Raw genomic sequence first — 14989 nt, forward strand, 5'->3', positions numbered from 1 at the left:
CTCGCGCCGCCGGGCCGTGATCCGCCTGCGCCGCCGGGACGGCGCCGCAGGACGCCCGGGCCGCGGCCGCGCCGCCCGCTCCGTATCGGCCCTTCGGGCGGGCGCGACGGGCTCCTAGACTGGCCGCGGCGCCGCACCGGGAGGCGGCGCGGCACGAGCCGAGGGGGACCGCTGATGCAACCGCTGGTCGTGGACGACCCGCGCACCGTCGGCCCGTACCGGCTGCTGGGCCGGCTCGGCTCCGGCGGCATGGGCCGGGTCTATGTGGGCCGCAGTTCCGGCGGCCGGACGGTCGCGGTCAAGGTGGTGCATCCGCACTTCGCGTCCGACGAGCAGTTCCGGGCGCGCTTCCGGCGCGAGGTCGACGCCGCGCGCCGGGTCGGCGGCGACTGGACCGCGCCGGTGCTCGACGCCGGTGCCGACGACCGGATCCCCTGGGTGGCCACCGGTTACGTCGCCGGACCGGCCCTGGGCCAGGCGGTGGACGCCGTCGGGGCGCTGCCCGGGCACACCGTACGGGCCCTGGGCGCGGGCCTGGCCGAGGCGCTGGCCGCCGTGCACGCGCTCGACCTCGTGCACCGCGACGTGAAGCCGTCCAACGTGCTGCTCACCATGGACGGCCCGCGCCTCATCGACTTCGGCATCGCCCGCGCCACCGACGGCACCGCCTCGCTCACCGCGAGCGGCGTCTCCATCGGCTCACCCGGCTACATGTCCCCGGAACAGATCCTCGGCCACGACGTCACGGGCGCCTCCGACGTCTTCTCGCTCGGCGCCGTGCTCGCCTTCGCCGCCCGGTCCCGCGAACCGTTCCCCGGGACCGGCTCGGCCTCCCTGCTCTACAAGGTCGTGCACGAGGAGCCCGAACTCGACGGGCTGGACGGCGAGCTGCGCGACCTGGTCGCGGCCTGTCTGGCCAAGGACCCGGCGGACCGGCCGGCCCCGGCCGAGATCACCCGGCGGCTCGCCCCGCCGGAGGGCGTGGGGGAGTACGTACGGAGCGGGTGGCTGCCCGGGGCGCTGGTGGAGCAGGTCGGACGGCGGGCGGTGGAGCTGCTCGGCCTGGAGGCCGCGCCGGATCCGGCGGCTCCCGGGCAGGACGTCCCGGGTGAGGCCGTGACCGGGCAGGACGTCCCGGGTCGGGACGTCACCGGGCCGGAGGCACGGGAAGCCGCGGGCGCCGGGCGGGACGTCCCGGGTCAGGTCCCCGGAGCGTCGTCCCCAGAAGCAGCGGGCCCGGGTGCGGGAGGCTCCGGCGCCGGTGCGGAAGCTCCGGGCGCCGGTGCCCAGGCGGCCGCTCCGGCCGGGACGCCCGGTGCCTGGCCGCCGGCCCCGCCGCCGCGGCCACAGCCCCCGCAGCACTCCGGGCTGGTGACGATGCCGCCCGCGCAGTATCCGGGCCGGGACCGGGAGGAGGCCCCGGCCTCGGACGGCTTCGGGCCGCCGCACCACTCGTACGCCCACGGTGTCCCCGGAGCGGGAACGGCGTCGCCCTCGGACCGGCCCGGGGCCGCACCGGCGCCCGCGGACCCGCCCGGGGCCGCTCCGGTGCCCGGCAGCCCGGGCGCCGCGCACGGCTCCGTACCGGCCCAGGGGCCGGCCGGGCCCGGCTTCTCCTTCTCCGCCTCCGCGACCGCCACCCGCCCCCCGGGCCCGGCAGCCGCACGGCCCGGCAAGCGGCGCCCGCGCCGGGTGAGCTGTGTCATGGCCGTCTCGATCGCGGCGGCGCTCGCCGTCGGCACGCCCACCGTGCTCTTCGGCGACCTGCTGCCCGGCTTCGGCGGCGGTGGCGGCGACCACACGGCGAACCCTCCCGGCGACACCGGCGAGGACGGCGGCGACGCCTCGGAACGCCCGGAGCAGGCCGTTCCCGCGGGCTTCACGGGCACCTGGCAGGGCGCCGTCGAGCAGAGCAACGGCTTCCCCAACGGCAACCTCACCGTCGTGGTGAAGAAGGGGCAGAAGGGCGATCAGGTGGCCCGGCTGACGTACTCGATGCTCTCCGCCTCCTGCCACGCGAAGGGCGAACTCGTGGCGGCCGCCGAGAAGAAGATCACGCTGCGCGAGACCACCGACGACACCAAGGACAACCCGTCCGGGCTCTGCACGGGCGACACGGCCACCGTCACGCTCACCCTCACCGGCAAGGACCGGCTGGCCTACGCGTCGGACGACGAGCGGGGCGGCGAGCCCAGGGCCGACCTGCGCCGCGCCGACGGCTGAGGACAGCCGCGCCGACGGCTGAGGGACACGAGAGGCCGCCGGGCGCCGTGCGCCGAGGCGCTGCCCGGCGGCGGGGAACCGTCCGCCGGGCTGCCCCACGGCCCCTTCCGGGGCTGTCCGCGGGCTGGCGTAGGCTGGATCGGTCCGCAGAGAACCTTCCGAAAGGGACGCCCCGGTGCCCGAGAACGCTGACCACGCGGGTTCAGACCACGCAGCCGTACTCGACCGTGCCGCGCAGGGCGGTCGCATCACCCCGGAGGAAGCGCTCGACCTCTACCGCTCCGCGCCGCTGCACGCCCTGGGCGCCGCGGCCGACGCCGTGCGCCGCCGCCGGTACGCCGGCACCGAGCACATCGCGACGTACATCATCGAGCGGAACATCAACTACACCAACGTCTGTGTGACGGCGTGCAAGTTCTGCGCCTTCTACGCCGCCCCGAAGGACACCGCGAAGGGCTGGACCCGGGACCTGGACGACATCCTGCGCCGCTGCGCGGAGACCGTCGAGCTGGGCGGCACCCAGATCATGTTCCAGGGCGGACACCACCCGGACTTCGGCGTCGAGTACTACGAAGAGCACTTCGCCGCGATCAAGAAGGCGTTCCCGCAGCTGGTCATCCACTCCCTCGGGGCCTCCGAGATCGAGCACATGGCCCGGATCTCCGGCGTCTCCGCCGAGGAGGCGATCCGCCGCATCCACGCCGCCGGGCTCGACTCCTTCGCCGGGGCCGGCGCCGAACTGCTGCCCGCCCGGCCGCGCAAGGCGATCGCGCCGCTCAAGGAGTCCGGCGAGCGGTGGCTGGAGATCATGGAGATCGCGCACGGGCTGGGCGTGGAGTCCACCTCCACCATGCTGATGGGCACCGGTGAGACCAACGCCGAGCGGATCGAGCATCTGCGGATGATCCGCGACGTGCAGGACCGCACCGGCGGCTTCCGCGCCTTCATCCCGTACACCTACCAGCCGGAGAACAACCACCTGAAGGGGCAGACGCAGGCGACGCTCTTCGAGTATCTGCGGATGATCGCCATCGCCCGTCTCTTCCTGGACAACGTCGCCCACATCCAGGGCTCCTGGCTCACCACCGGCAAGGAGGTCGGCCAGCTGTCGCTGCACTACGGCGCGGACGACCTCGGCTCCGTGATGCTGGAGGAGAATGTCGTCTCCTCGGCGGGCGCCCGGCACCGCTCCAACCGCATGGAGCTGATCGAGCTGATCCGCTCGGCCGGCCGCGTCCCCGCCCAGCGGGCGACCACGTACGAGCACCTGGTGGTGCACGACGACCCGGCGAACGACCCGGTGGACGACCAGGTCGTGTCGCACCTGTCGTCCACGGCCATCGAGGGTGGCACGGCGCACCCGGAACTCAAGCTCGTCCGGGCCAACTGACGGGCGCACCGACAGGCGTACCGACCGGTGCACCGACAGGCGTACCGACGGGCGAACCCACAGGCGAACCGACTGGCGGACCGGCAGGCTCACGGCGAGGCGGACTGGCAGGCGCACGGAGAGGCAGCAGGGCCTGATGCTCACCATCCACCGGGTCCGCGGGCTGAGCTTCACGCACGGCGAGGCCGCGCGCCCGGGGCACGACGCGCTGGTCGTCGAGGGCGACCGGATCGAGGCCATCGCCCCGTACGAGGTGATGCTCGCGGTGTACGGCGACCGTGCCCGGGTCCGCGAGTGGGACGGCGTGCTCACCCCCGGCCGCCACGAACCGGACGCCCCCGCCCTGCTGGAGCACACCTACCACCCGGATCCGCGCGAGGCGGGCGAGCTGGGCACGGAGCCGCTCACCGGCGACGCGCTCACCGCCCTGCCGATGACCGACACCCGCTGGGGCGCCGGCGCGCGGCGCGGCCTCCAGCGGCTGCTGGCCGGCGGCACGACGAGCCTGGCCGGCCCCTTCACCCGCCCGGCCGTCCGCGCGGCGGTGGCCCGCTCCGGCCTCGCCGTGACGCCGGTGCGCACGCCCGGGCCGCGCACCCTGGTCCTGGAGTCCCGGGCGGACTTCGCGGTCTTCGCCCCGCCGACGCCCGGCGCGGCCCCGGACACCGCTCCCGGCACGGCCCAGGACACCGCTCCCGGCGCGTCCCCGGGCGCCGCTCCCGGCCGCTGCCTCGCCACCGTGATCGCCGGCCGCCTGGTCCACCGCGCCCGCTGACCGCCGCCCCGCGAGGGCCCCCTGCCCGTGGCCGCCGGTCAAAGCGCGGCCGGGCGATCGCTACTTCGGGTGACGCCGCGTCGTACGCTGAGCGGAGGACCGTACGCCCGTCCATGATGCGTCTCATGGGAGTAGCAATGACCGCCGAACGGCAGGAGCAGGCGACCCCGGACACCTGGATGTACCCGCCGGAGGGCGGCTGGACGTTCGACCAGGTGAAAGACCTTGACCTGCCCTTCGACTGGGATCTGGTGGACGGGAACATCGTGGTTCGTGGAATGACGGCTCTGTGGCACGACCTTGTCCGGGACGGGCTCTACCACCGGCTGCGGAGCGTGCGGCGCGATCCGTTCGCCGTCAACGTCGAGCGCTGCGTCCTCATCGACGAGAACAACGTGCAGAAGCCCGATGTCGCCGTCTACGACAAGCGCGGATTGGACGTCTTCACGGCGGAGTGCGTGCCCGTCGAGCAACTGGCCCTCGCCGTCGAGGTCGTGTCGCCGGGATCGCGGCAGGACGACCGGGTGCGCAAGCCCGCCATGTTCGCCGCGGCCCGGGTGCCGCACTACTGGCGCGTCGAGCGTGGCGAGGACGGCCTCCCGGTGGTGTACGAGTTCTGGTATCACCACGACGCCGGTGTCTACGCGCCCTCGCCCGAGGGTGCCGTACACCGGGGAAAGCTGGCCACCGAGGTGCCCTTCCCGGTGACGATCGACCTCCACTCCCTGGTCGAGCTGTAGGGCTCCGGCGCCCCGGGCGGGCGCCCCGCCGCTCCGTCCCCCGGCCCCAACCGCCACAATGGGCCCGTGACCCGAGCCTCCCTGGACAAGCAGCCGCACGAAGTCGCCGCGATGTTCGACGACGTGGCGGCGAAATACGACCTGACGAACGACGTGCTGTCGCTGGGCCAGGCGCGGCTGTGGCGGAAGGCCGTCGCGCAGGCCGTCGCCGCCCGGCCCGCCGAGCGGGTGCTCGACCTCGCCGCCGGTACGGCCACCTCCTCGCAGCCCTTCGTGCGCGCGGGCGCGTACGTCGTGCCCTGCGACTTCTCGCTCGGCATGCTGCGGGAGGGCAAGAAGCGCCACCCGCACCTGCCGTTCACGGCCGGGGACGCGATGCGGCTGCCGTTCGCCGACGACGCCTTCGATGCCGTCACGATCTCCTTCGGGCTGCGCAACGTGCAGGACACGGACGCGGCGCTGGCCGAGCTGCTGCGGGTGACCCGGCCGGGCGGGCGGGTCGTCATCTGCGAGTTCAGCCACCCGACGTGGGCGCCGTTCCGCACCGTCTACACCGAGTACCTGATGCGCGCCCTGCCGCCGGTCGCCACGGCGGTCAGCAGCAGCCCGGACGCGTACGTCTACCTCGCCGAGTCGATCCGCGCCTGGCCCGACCAGAGGGCGCTGGCCGCGCGGATGCAGCAGGCGGGATGGTCGAAGGTGGCCTGGCGCGATCTGACGGGCGGCATCGTGGCCCTGCACCGGGCGCGCAAGGCGGACTGACCGGCCCTCCCGGCGCAATCCCGGACGGGGCGGCCCTCCTGTCCCGGCGTGCTCCCGGGCGGGCCGGTGAGGCGGGCGAACCGGAGAGGCCGACGGGCCGGAGAGGCCGACGGGCCGGAGAGACGGACCGCGCCGGTGGACCGGTGGAGGCGCGCGACCGGAAGACGGACGGGGCCGGAGAGACGGACGGGGCCGGAGAGACGGACGGGGCCGGAGAGACGGACCCGGTGTCCGGCGTAGCGCGCCGGCGGGCCCGCGACCCGGGTCGGCCCTGCCGCCGTGTCCCCGGCGTGCCTTCAGCGGCTGACCGGAAGCTCCCCCGGTTCCTTGAGCCGCTTCATCACGATCTGCGAGTTGACCTCCGTCACCCCCGGCAGGGCCGTGATCCGCTCGATCCACAGCCGTTCGTACGTCTCGATGTCCGCGACGGCGATCCGCAGCAGGCATCCCGGGCTGCCGAAGAGGCGGTAGGCCTCGACCACGTCCGGGAGGTCCTGGAGGGCCTCCTCGAAGGCCTCGACCGTCTTCCGGTCGCGGCGCACCTCCACCGACACCAGCACCTCGAAGCCGCGCCCGACCGCGCCGGGGTCGAGAACCGCGCGATAGCCGCGGATGGTGCCGTCGCGCTCCAGCTGCCGTACCCGGCGCAGACAGGGCGAGGGGGAGAGGCCCACCCGCTGGGCCAGCTCCTGGTTGGTCAGCCGGCCGTTCGCCTGGAGTTCGCGCAAGATGCTCTGGTCGATGGCGTCCATGGTGGCATTATCTGCCAATGCAAGGCGCGTAGACCAGAAGATTTGGCAGCCTATTTCGACTGGAAGCGAATATACTTGCCGGTAGCCGTAGTGGCTGAACGGATTCTTCTGTGTCGCGAGGGGGCAGGATGCGCCGCATCGTCGTGGTGACCACAGGCGGAACGATCGCCAGCCGCTGGCAGGGCAACGGATACGCCGCCGACGCGGCCGGAAGCGACGTGCTCGCCGCGGCGGACGTGCCCGAGGGCGTGCAGCCCGAGGTCGTCGACCTCTTCACGGTCAACAGCCCCCGGCTGACCACCGCCCACCAGGTGACCCTGCTGCGCGCGGTGCACGAGGTGCTGGAGGACCCGTCCGTGGACGGTGTCGTCGTCACCCACGGCACCGACACCCTGGAGGAGTCGGCCTTCCTGCTCGACCTGCACCACGCGGACCGCCGGCCGGTGGTCCTCACCGGCGCCCAGCGCCCCCTGGAGGACGTCGGCGGCGACGCCTCCGGCAATCTCTACGACGCCCTGCTGACGGCCTCGACCGTCGAGGGGCTCGGCACCCTGGCCGTCTTCGCGGGCCGGGTGCACGCCGCCCGGGGCACCGTCAAGGCGCACACCGTGGCGGCCGACGCGTTCGCCGACCCGACGCACGGCCCGGTCGGCAAGGTCGGCTTCGGCCGGGTCGACGTGCTGCGCCGCCCGGAGCGTACGGAACCGCTGCCGCTGCCGGCCCTGGAGGCGGCGCTGCCCCGGGTCGACATGGTGATGCACCACTCGGACGCCGACCCGCTCTTCCTCGACACCGCGGTGGAGGCCGGCGCGCGCGGCGTGGTGCTCGTCGCGACGGGCGCGGGCAACGCCACCCCGGCGTTCACCTCCGCCGTCGAACGGGCCGTCGCCCGCGGCGTCCTGGTCGCGCTGACCACACGGGTGCCCTCGGGCCCCGTCACCCCGATCTACACCAACGGCGGTGCCGTGGACCTGATAGCGGCGGGCGCGGTCCCCGCCGGCACCCTTCGCGCGGGCCAGACCCGGATGGCCGTGCTGGCCGCCCTGATGTCCTCCCCGGACCCGGCGGACCGCCTCGACGCCCTCCGCCGGATCACCGACCCGATGACCCTCCCGGTCGCCGCCTGACACCACCGCCGCACACCGCCCGGCGCCGGGGGTGGCGCCACGCGCCGCTGCCCGTACGGGACGACAGGGCCTGGTCGGACGGCGTGCGGCTGGGCTCGGGACACCGCCCCGCCGCGGCGTCGGTGCCCCCGCTTAGACTGATCCGGTCCAGCGCAAACCGCCCCGTGCGGGCCCGCGCACCGACCACTGGCCGGGAGTGCCGACGTGACCGACACCGACCTCAACGAGCGCAGCGCCGATGTGATCGTCGTCGGCGCGGGCCCCGCCGGCTCCGCGACGGCGTACCACCTGGCGAAGTCCGGGCTCGACGTGCTGCTGCTGGAGAAGACCGCGTTCCCGCGCGAGAAGGTCTGCGGTGACGGACTGACCCCGCGCGCCACCAAGCAGCTCGTCTCCATGGGGATCGACATCTCCGAGGAGGCGGGCTGGCTGCGCAACAAGGGCCTGCGCATCATCGCGGGCGGTACGCGGCTCCAGCTCGACTGGCCGGAGCTGGCCTCGTTCCCCGACTACGGACTCGTGCGCCGCCGTGACGACTTCGACGAGCAGTTGGCGCGGGCGGCTCAGAAGGCGGGCGCCCGGCTGCACGAGCGCTGCAACGTCGGGGCGCCGGTGCTGGACGAGCGCACCGGCCGGATCACCGGCGTCGAGGCCAGGGTCGGCGAGGAGAAGACCCCGGTCACCTTCCACGCCCCGCTGGTCGTCGCCGCCGACGGCAACTCCACCCGGCTCTCCCTCGCGATGGGCCTGCACCGGCGCGAGGACCGGCCGATGGGCGTCGCCGTGCGGACGTACTTCACCTCCCCGCGCCACGACGACGACTATCTGGAGTCGTGGCTGGAGCTGTGGGACCGGCGCGGCGCCGAGGACCGGCTGCTGCCCGGCTACGGCTGGGTCTTCGGCATGGGCGACGGCACCTCGAACGTCGGGCTCGGCATCCTCAACTCCTCCTCCGCCTTCAAGGAGCTGGACTGGCGCGAGGTCCTCAAGGCCTGGTGCGCGTCGATGCCGGAGGACTGGGGCTACACCCCGGAGAACATGACCGGCCCGATCCGCGGCGCCGCGCTGCCGATGGCCTTCAACCGCCAGCCGCACTACACCAAGGGCCTGCTGCTCGTGGGCGACGCGGGCGGCCTGGTCAACCCGTTCAACGGCGAGGGCATCGCGTACGCCATGGAGTCCGGCCACATCGCCGCCGACGTCATCGTGCAGGCGCACGCCCGGCAGACCCCGGCGGGCCGCGAGCTGGCCCTCCAGCGCTACCCGAAGGTGCTCAAGGACACCTACGGCGGCTATTACAGCCTGGGGCGCGCGTTCGTGAAGCTGATCGGGAACCCGAGGGTGATGAAGCTGGCCACGGAGCGCGGCCTGACCCACCCGATGCTGATGCGCTTCACCCTCAAGCTGCTGGCCAACCTGACGGATCCGACCGGCGGTGACGCGATGGACCGTGTCATCAACGGCCTCAGCAAGGTCGCGCCCAGGTCCTGACCGTGCGAAGGCCGGACGCGGCTCTGCGGTGCTGCGGCTCTGCGGTTCCGCGGTGCTGCGGCTCTGCGTCACGCGAGCCGGGGCCGCGGCCGGCCGCCGGGCCGGGACGCCTCCCTGAGCAGCAGGGCCAGTTCGGCGCGCAGCCGGTGGAAGGGCCGGTCCGGGTCGAGCCCGGTGAGGGACCTGATGCAGCGCATCCGGTAGGCGAAGGTGTGCCGGTGGACGTAGAGGCTGCGGGCCGCTGCGGTCGTGCACAGGTTGTGGCTGAGGTAGGCGCGCAGCGTCTCCATCAGGTGCTCGTTGCCGTCGGCCGTGTGCAGCGGGCCCAGGCAGGCGGTGAGGAACGCGTCGCACTCGTCCGGGTCCAGGTCGGAAGCGGCGAGCAGCGGCAGCAACTGCCGGGCGTCGACGTGGTCCAGCCGGTAGCGGCGGGCGGCCGCGGCGGCGAGGCCCGCCCGGCCGGCCGCGCGGTCCGTGTCGCATCCCTCCACGGGCGCGACACCGTACGGTCCGAAGCCCTCGGGCACGGTCGGCCACTGTGAGGTGAAGCAGGTCAGGGTGGTGCCGTCGGTGTCCGCCGACGCCTGCGGGTTGGCGGCCCGGAAGCGTTCCAGGAGCCGGTGGGTCTCGCCCTCGCGCACGGCCACCGCCAGGCACCAGCGCCGGGATTCCGGGAGGGGGTCGCGGGTGCGCGGGACGCGGGCGGCGGCCGCGAGTCGGTAGCTCCGCGCGATGGCGGCGGTGGCCGTCTGGAGCGTCCGCAGGGCGACGGCGCCGGCGGTCTGCCGGGCCTCCGCGGCCCGCGGGTGCGGCCGGCCGGCCTCCAGCCAGGAGATCACCGCGCCGACCAGCACATTGACACAGCCGTGCTGGACGAGGACCGCGTCCCCCGGTGGTGTGCCCCGCCGGGCGTGCGCGGCGGCCCGCTCCTCGAAGCACCGCGGCACCTCGTCGGACGGCACGTCGTCGGCGAAGACCCGGGTCCACAGCTCGATGTCGCCGGTCACGGCCGGCAGGTCGGGCGGTGCGGACAGCCACTGGGCGGTCGTGGGCTCGGTGACGACGCGCCGGGCGAGATCCCGGCCGTCCACGACGGCCCGTACCGCCCGCATCAGGAGCTCGGACCCGCTCGGATCGGTGGTTGTTCGGGGCGGGGCTTCCGATGACACTGCTGGTGCTCCTTCGGTCAGGGGGGCACGATGAGTGAATTTCGTCTTCGTCATGATTGATCCGGTAACAAGCGGTCAAGCACGCTATGTCCGCTCATTCTTGCCCGTTTGGTCCGCTTCCGTGGTGGAATTCCGGCGCGCCACGCCGGGGGAGGTTGTGGCGGCGCGCCCGTACAACACCCGCTCGATCAACAGAAATCGCACGAGGAACGCCGGAACCAGCGCCAGGGCCGTCGCGGGCACCGGCGCGAGCGAGGCACCGGAGACCAGGAACACGGTGAGCGGCAGCCGGAGCAGCAGGTCCGCGTTGGCGAGCGCCGCGAAACCGAGCAGCCGGACGGGCCAGGGCAGCGGTGCCGTACGGGGCTTGCGGTGCCGTCCCCGGGCGCCCGGACGGCGCGTGCCCGGCCGGTGCGTGCCCCGACGGTGCCTGCCCGGACGGTGCGTGCCCGGACGGTGCGTGCCCGGACGGTACGCATGCGGCCGGTAGGCGCCCGGCCGGTGGCCGTCCGGGTACAGCAGCCGGTCGGTGAGCAGGAAGTTCCAGAGCAGCGCGAGCTGGTTGGCCACGATTCCCGCCGCCACGTAGTGCGTTCCGGCCACCTCGGTGAGCAGCTTCAACGCGAGCAGGTTGGGCGCGAAACCGGAGAGCCCGATCAGCGCACAGGCCCAGAGCCGGGCACCGGTGGTCGCGGTGCGCAGCGCGGTCACATGGCGCAGGAAGCGGAGTCCTTCCCGCAGCGTGCTCTTGGAGCGGCCCGCGAACCGTTCGCCGAACGTGTACGGCAGTTCGGCGACACCCCGGGGACGGCAGCGCACCAGCAGCTCCAGCAGGATCTTGTAGCCGAGCGGCCGCAGCGCGGCAACGCCGCCGGGGTCGCCGCCTGTGCGCGCCGTGGCCCCTGCGCGCGCGGTGCCGCCTTCGTGCGCGGTGCCGCCGGGGCTCGCGGTGCCGCCGGGGCCGGGGTTGCCGCCCTGGTCCGTGTCGCCGCCCCGGTCCGTATCGGCGACCCGGCCTGTGTCGCCGACCCGGCCTGTGTCGCCGTGCGCGCCCGTGTTGCGGCGCGGGCCCGTGTCGCCGTCGTGCGGTCGCGCCACCGCCTGTCTGCGGATGGCGAAGAAGCCGCTCATCGGGTCGGACACGGAGCGCAGGGCGCGCGGGAACACGGCCTTGACGACGAGTGTCGCGAGCCGGGACACGGTGGCGCGGTAGGCCCCGGAGAGGCCGTCCCGGCTGCCGCCGTCGGCGTAGCGGCTGGCGACCACCAGCTCCGCTCCCTCCCGTTCGCCGTGCAGGACGAGCCGGGGGACGAGGTCGGCCGGATGCTGGAGATCGGCGTCCATGACGACGATCCACGGGGTGGTGGTGCGGCGGATGCCCTCGGCGACGGCGCCGCCGAGGCCGCCGTCCGGCCGTTCGCGGTGGTGTACCGAGACGGGCAGCCGGCAGTGGCGGGCGATGCCCCGGATCACGGCGGGGGTGTTGTCGCGTGAGTCGTCGACGAACAGCACCTCGGCCGGCATGTCCGCCGGGACCGCCGCGTCGAGGCGGCCGAGCAACTCGCCCACGTTGTCCGCCTCGTCCCGGGTCGGCACGATCACGGTGACGGCGGGCGGGACCGGCGCCGGTGCGGCTTCCGGTACGGGGCGGGGCGTGCGGGGTGCGGGAAGGGAGCCCGGGCCGGGGCGGGGCGGGGGACAGGGCTTCGGCGCGGGCCCGGGCAGGGGGCCGGTCCCGGGGTCGGCTGCGGTTCCAGGGGTGGACGTGGTCCCCGGGTCGGCTGTGGTCCTCGGGTCGGCTGTGGTCCTCGGGTCGGCTGTGGTCCCGGGGTCGGCTGTGGTCCCGGGGTCGGCTGTGGTCCCGGGGTCGGCTGTGGTCCCGGGGGCGGGGCTGCCGGGGGCGGTGGTGGTGGGGCTGGGCTCGTTCATGGTGCTCCGGTGTGGTCGGTGCCGTCGGCCGGGCCGGTGCGGCCGGCGGAGGAGCGCACGGGTGCCGGTCCCGTGCGTGCCGGTGCGGCGTGGGCCGGTGCGGCGTGTTCCGCCGTCGTGCGTGCCGTTGTCGTGCGTGCCGCTGTCGTGCGTGCCGGTGTGATGCGTGCCGGTGTGGTGATGGGCGCCGGTGTGTGCGGTCAGCTCCCAGTCGGTGCGGCCGGTGTACTCGCGCCACACCGCGCGCACGGCGGCGGCCGCGAGGACCAGCGCGTAGAACGGCGTACCGGCGCAGAGCTTCAGGTAGTGCCCGGGCCCGATCCGCACCCCGTACTGGCGGCCGAAGTCGTGCAGCGCCGCGCACTCGAAGAGGGTCATCGCGGTGAGCAGCAGGGCGGGCAGCCAGGCGGCGAAGGCCAGCGGGAGCGGGGTCTCGTCGAGGAGCCCGGCGACCAGCAGGGGCGGCAGGCACAGCCCGGCGGCCGCCTGGAGGAACGGGGTCGCCAGGGTGTAGCGGGCGAGCAGGCGGCGGCCCGGGGTCGGCAGCCGACGCCACTCGCCCTTGCGCAGCACCTGCAGGAAGCCCTGGTTCCAGCGGGTGCGCTGTTTGTAGAGGCCGCGCAGCGAGCCGGGTGTCTCCTCGCGGGTCACCAGGGCTGGGTGGTAGCCGACGACGATCCGGGCGCCGCGGCTGGACAGCCGTACGCCGAGATCGCAGTCCTCGGCCAGGCAGTCCCCGTCCCAGCCTCCCGTGTCGCGCAGCAGGCGGGTCCGTACGAAGACGGTGTTGCCGCCGAGCGGGACGAAGCCCCTGCGGGCGTGCAGATGAAGCCGGCTGCGGAACCAGAAGAAATACTCCAGGCAGTTCCGCAGGGAGTACCAGCTGTCCCGGTAATTGACGAGCTGCACGCCGCCCTGCACGACGTCCGCGCGGTGTCTGCGGAAAGTGCGGTCGACATGGCTCAGCAGTTCGGGATGGACGATGTCCTCGGCGTCGAAAATTCCGGTGATCTGGCCCCGGCATTCCGGCAGGGCGGTATTGAGGGCGCGTGGTTTGTTCTTGCGGGCGTGGTGGTCGGTGACGGCGCGGACGCGGCCCGGGTGTTCCGCGGCGAGCGCGCGGGCCAGTGCGCCGGTGCCGGGGTCGTCGTGGCCGGTGACGATCACGATCTCGAAGTGCGGATGGTCGCTCGCCAGCATGCGCTCGACCGAGTGCCGGAGCACCTTCTCCTCGTGCCGGGCGGGCACGAGCAGGGAGAACGTCAGCTCGTGCCGGCCGTCCGGCTCGCTGAACCCGGTCTCCTCCAGGGTGCCGGGCGTCCGCCAGGCGTGCAGCATCCACCACAGCGTCACCCCGGCCGTCAGCGAATTCAGCAGCGACATGGACAAGAGCAGTACGGATGTCACGGAATGACTCGTCTCGTTCCGGGAGGAAATTCTGCGGGCCGTTGATGGTGAAATTAGCCGTCCGCCGAGCCGTGCCGGAACGGGCGAGGACACATGCGCGTGCTTGTTGTGCAGGGTGGCAGAAGGAAAGTGACGGGGCGTCGGAAAACGGCTTTCCGCTGCCTATGGTCGACGCATGCGCCGATTTCCCGTCCGCCGTCCCGGCGGCGATGTCCTGTGCCTGCTGGCCGTGACCGCCGTGGCGGTCGCGCTGCGCGCATGGAATGCCACGGGCACGCCTTTTCCGAACGACGACGAGGGCACGTATCTCGCCCAGGCGTGGGCCGTGCGGCAGGGCCGCGGGCTGGCCCACTACACGTACTGGTACGACCATCCGCCGCTGGGCTGGGCACAGCTCGCCGCGCTCTCCTGGGTCCCGGAACTGCTGCTGCCGGACGCGCCGTCCTTCGCCCGGGGCCGGTACGCGATGCTGCCCGTCGCCGCCGCCTGCGCCGCTCTGCTGCACCTCGTCGCCCGCCGCCTGGGGCTGCCCCCGGCGGCGGCGGTCACGGCCTCCCTGCTGCACGCCCTGTCGCCGCTGGCCGTCTCGCTGGGCCGGCAGGTCTTCCTCGACAACTTCGCCGTCGTCTGGGCGCTGGCCGCCTTCGCGCTGGCCCTGTCGCCGCGCCGCGCCCTGTGGCACCACGTCGCGGCGGGGGCCGCGTTCGCCGCCGCCGTGCTGTCCAAGGAGACGATCGCGCTGCTGCTGCCCGCGCTGCTCGTCGCCCTGTGGCAGGGCAGCCATCGCAGGACCCGGCTGTTCTCGCTGACCGGGTTCGTGTCCGGGACGCTGTTGTGCGCGGGCTATCCGTTGTACGCCGTGCTGAAGGGCGAGTTGCTGCCGGGACCGGACCACGTGTCGCTGCTGGGTTCGGTCTTCTTCCAGCTGGGCGGCCGGGCGGGCACGGGTTCGGTGCTCACCGAGGGCAGCGAGGCCCGCCGGCTGGTCGGGGAGTGGCTCGCCCTGGACCCCGTACTGCCGCTCGCGGGCCTGGCCGCCGCGGTCGCCGCGCTCGCGGTGCGGCGGTTGCGGCCGGCCGCGGTGGCGGCCGTGCTGCTCACCGCCGTCGGGCTGCGTCCGGAGGGCTATCTGCCGCGCATGTACGTCCTCCAGGTCCTGCCGTTCCTGGCGCTCGCCCTCGCCGGGGTCGGGTGGCGCGCCGCCCGGGCGGTGGCGCGGCGGTC

At 74.1% G+C, this 14989-nt stretch carries 10 protein-coding genes and 3 pseudogenes; 8 read left to right on the plus strand and 5 right to left on the minus strand.

Annotation, left to right across the window (positions count from 1 at the left end; all coding sequences use genetic code 11):
- Nucleotides 1–174 precede the first annotated feature (174 nt).
- From GCU69_RS01230 to GCU69_RS01255, 5 genes are all read left to right on the plus strand, one after another.
- On the plus strand, nt 175–2223 hold the full coding sequence (locus tag GCU69_RS01230) for a serine/threonine-protein kinase (protein ID WP_098753381.1): 2049 nt from the start codon (nt 175–177) through the stop codon (nt 2221–2223).
- 175 nt (nt 2224–2398) lie between these two features.
- Nucleotides 2399–3613, plus strand: coding sequence for a cyclic dehypoxanthinyl futalosine synthase (mqnC, locus tag GCU69_RS01235; protein WP_098753382.1), 1215 nt, complete (start codon nt 2399–2401; stop codon nt 3611–3613).
- Between the two features lie 136 nt (nt 3614–3749).
- A complete protein-coding gene (locus GCU69_RS01245; RefSeq protein ID WP_098753383.1) occupies nt 3750–4388 on the plus strand; it encodes a hypothetical protein in 639 nt (212 codons plus the stop codon).
- 125 nt (nt 4389–4513) lie between these two features.
- On the plus strand, nt 4514–5128 hold the full coding sequence (locus GCU69_RS01250) for a Uma2 family endonuclease (protein ID WP_235978132.1): 615 nt from the start codon (nt 4514–4516) through the stop codon (nt 5126–5128).
- 66 nt (nt 5129–5194) lie between these two features.
- A complete protein-coding gene (locus tag GCU69_RS01255) occupies nt 5195–5890 on the plus strand; it encodes a demethylmenaquinone methyltransferase (RefSeq protein WP_098753385.1) in 696 nt (231 codons plus the stop codon).
- Nucleotides 5891–6186: 296 nt separating this feature from the next.
- Here the strand turns inward: GCU69_RS01255 and GCU69_RS01260 are convergent, their stop codons facing one another.
- The gene (locus tag GCU69_RS01260; protein WP_098753386.1) at nt 6187–6642 is read right to left on the minus strand and encodes an Lrp/AsnC family transcriptional regulator; all 456 of its coding nucleotides are present in this window, start codon (nt 6640–6642) and stop codon (nt 6187–6189) included.
- Nucleotides 6643–6770: 128 nt separating this feature from the next.
- On the opposite strand from GCU69_RS01260, the gene GCU69_RS01265 reads away from it, so the two are divergent.
- Both GCU69_RS01265 and GCU69_RS01270 read left to right on the plus strand, forming a co-directional pair.
- Entirely contained in the window at nt 6771–7769 is a 999-nt protein-coding gene (locus tag GCU69_RS01265) for an asparaginase (protein ID WP_098753387.1), read from the plus strand.
- A 186-nt stretch (nt 7770–7955) separates the two neighbouring features.
- A complete protein-coding gene (locus GCU69_RS01270) occupies nt 7956–9260 on the plus strand; it encodes a geranylgeranyl reductase family protein (RefSeq protein WP_408055743.1) in 1305 nt (434 codons plus the stop codon).
- Nucleotides 9261–9328: 68 nt separating this feature from the next.
- On the opposite strand, the gene GCU69_RS01275 is transcribed toward GCU69_RS01270, so the two are convergent.
- From GCU69_RS01275 to GCU69_RS32400, 4 genes and pseudogenes are all read right to left on the minus strand, one after another.
- Nucleotides 9329–10429, minus strand: coding sequence for a PucR family transcriptional regulator (locus GCU69_RS01275; RefSeq protein WP_156204893.1), 1101 nt, complete (start codon nt 10427–10429; stop codon nt 9329–9331).
- Between the two features lie 606 nt (nt 10430–11035).
- A pseudogene (locus GCU69_RS34665) lies at nt 11036–11296 on the minus strand (glycosyltransferase family 2 protein); the annotation flags it as partial.
- 228 nt (nt 11297–11524) lie between these two features.
- A pseudogene (locus tag GCU69_RS34670) lies at nt 11525–12031 on the minus strand (glycosyltransferase); the annotation flags it as partial.
- 765 nt (nt 12032–12796) lie between these two features.
- A pseudogene (locus GCU69_RS32400) lies at nt 12797–13741 on the minus strand (glycosyltransferase); the annotation flags it as partial.
- Nucleotides 13742–13940: 199 nt separating this feature from the next.
- Between GCU69_RS32400 and GCU69_RS01285 the strand changes: the two are divergent.
- Nucleotides 13941–14989: glycosyltransferase family 39 protein (locus tag GCU69_RS01285; protein ID WP_156204894.1), on the plus strand; the 1049-nt coding region annotated here is incomplete at its 3' end.

Source organism: Streptomyces lycii (assembly GCF_009735685.1).
GTDB classification, from domain to species: Bacteria; Actinomycetota; Actinomycetes; order Streptomycetales; family Streptomycetaceae; genus Streptomyces; species Streptomyces lycii.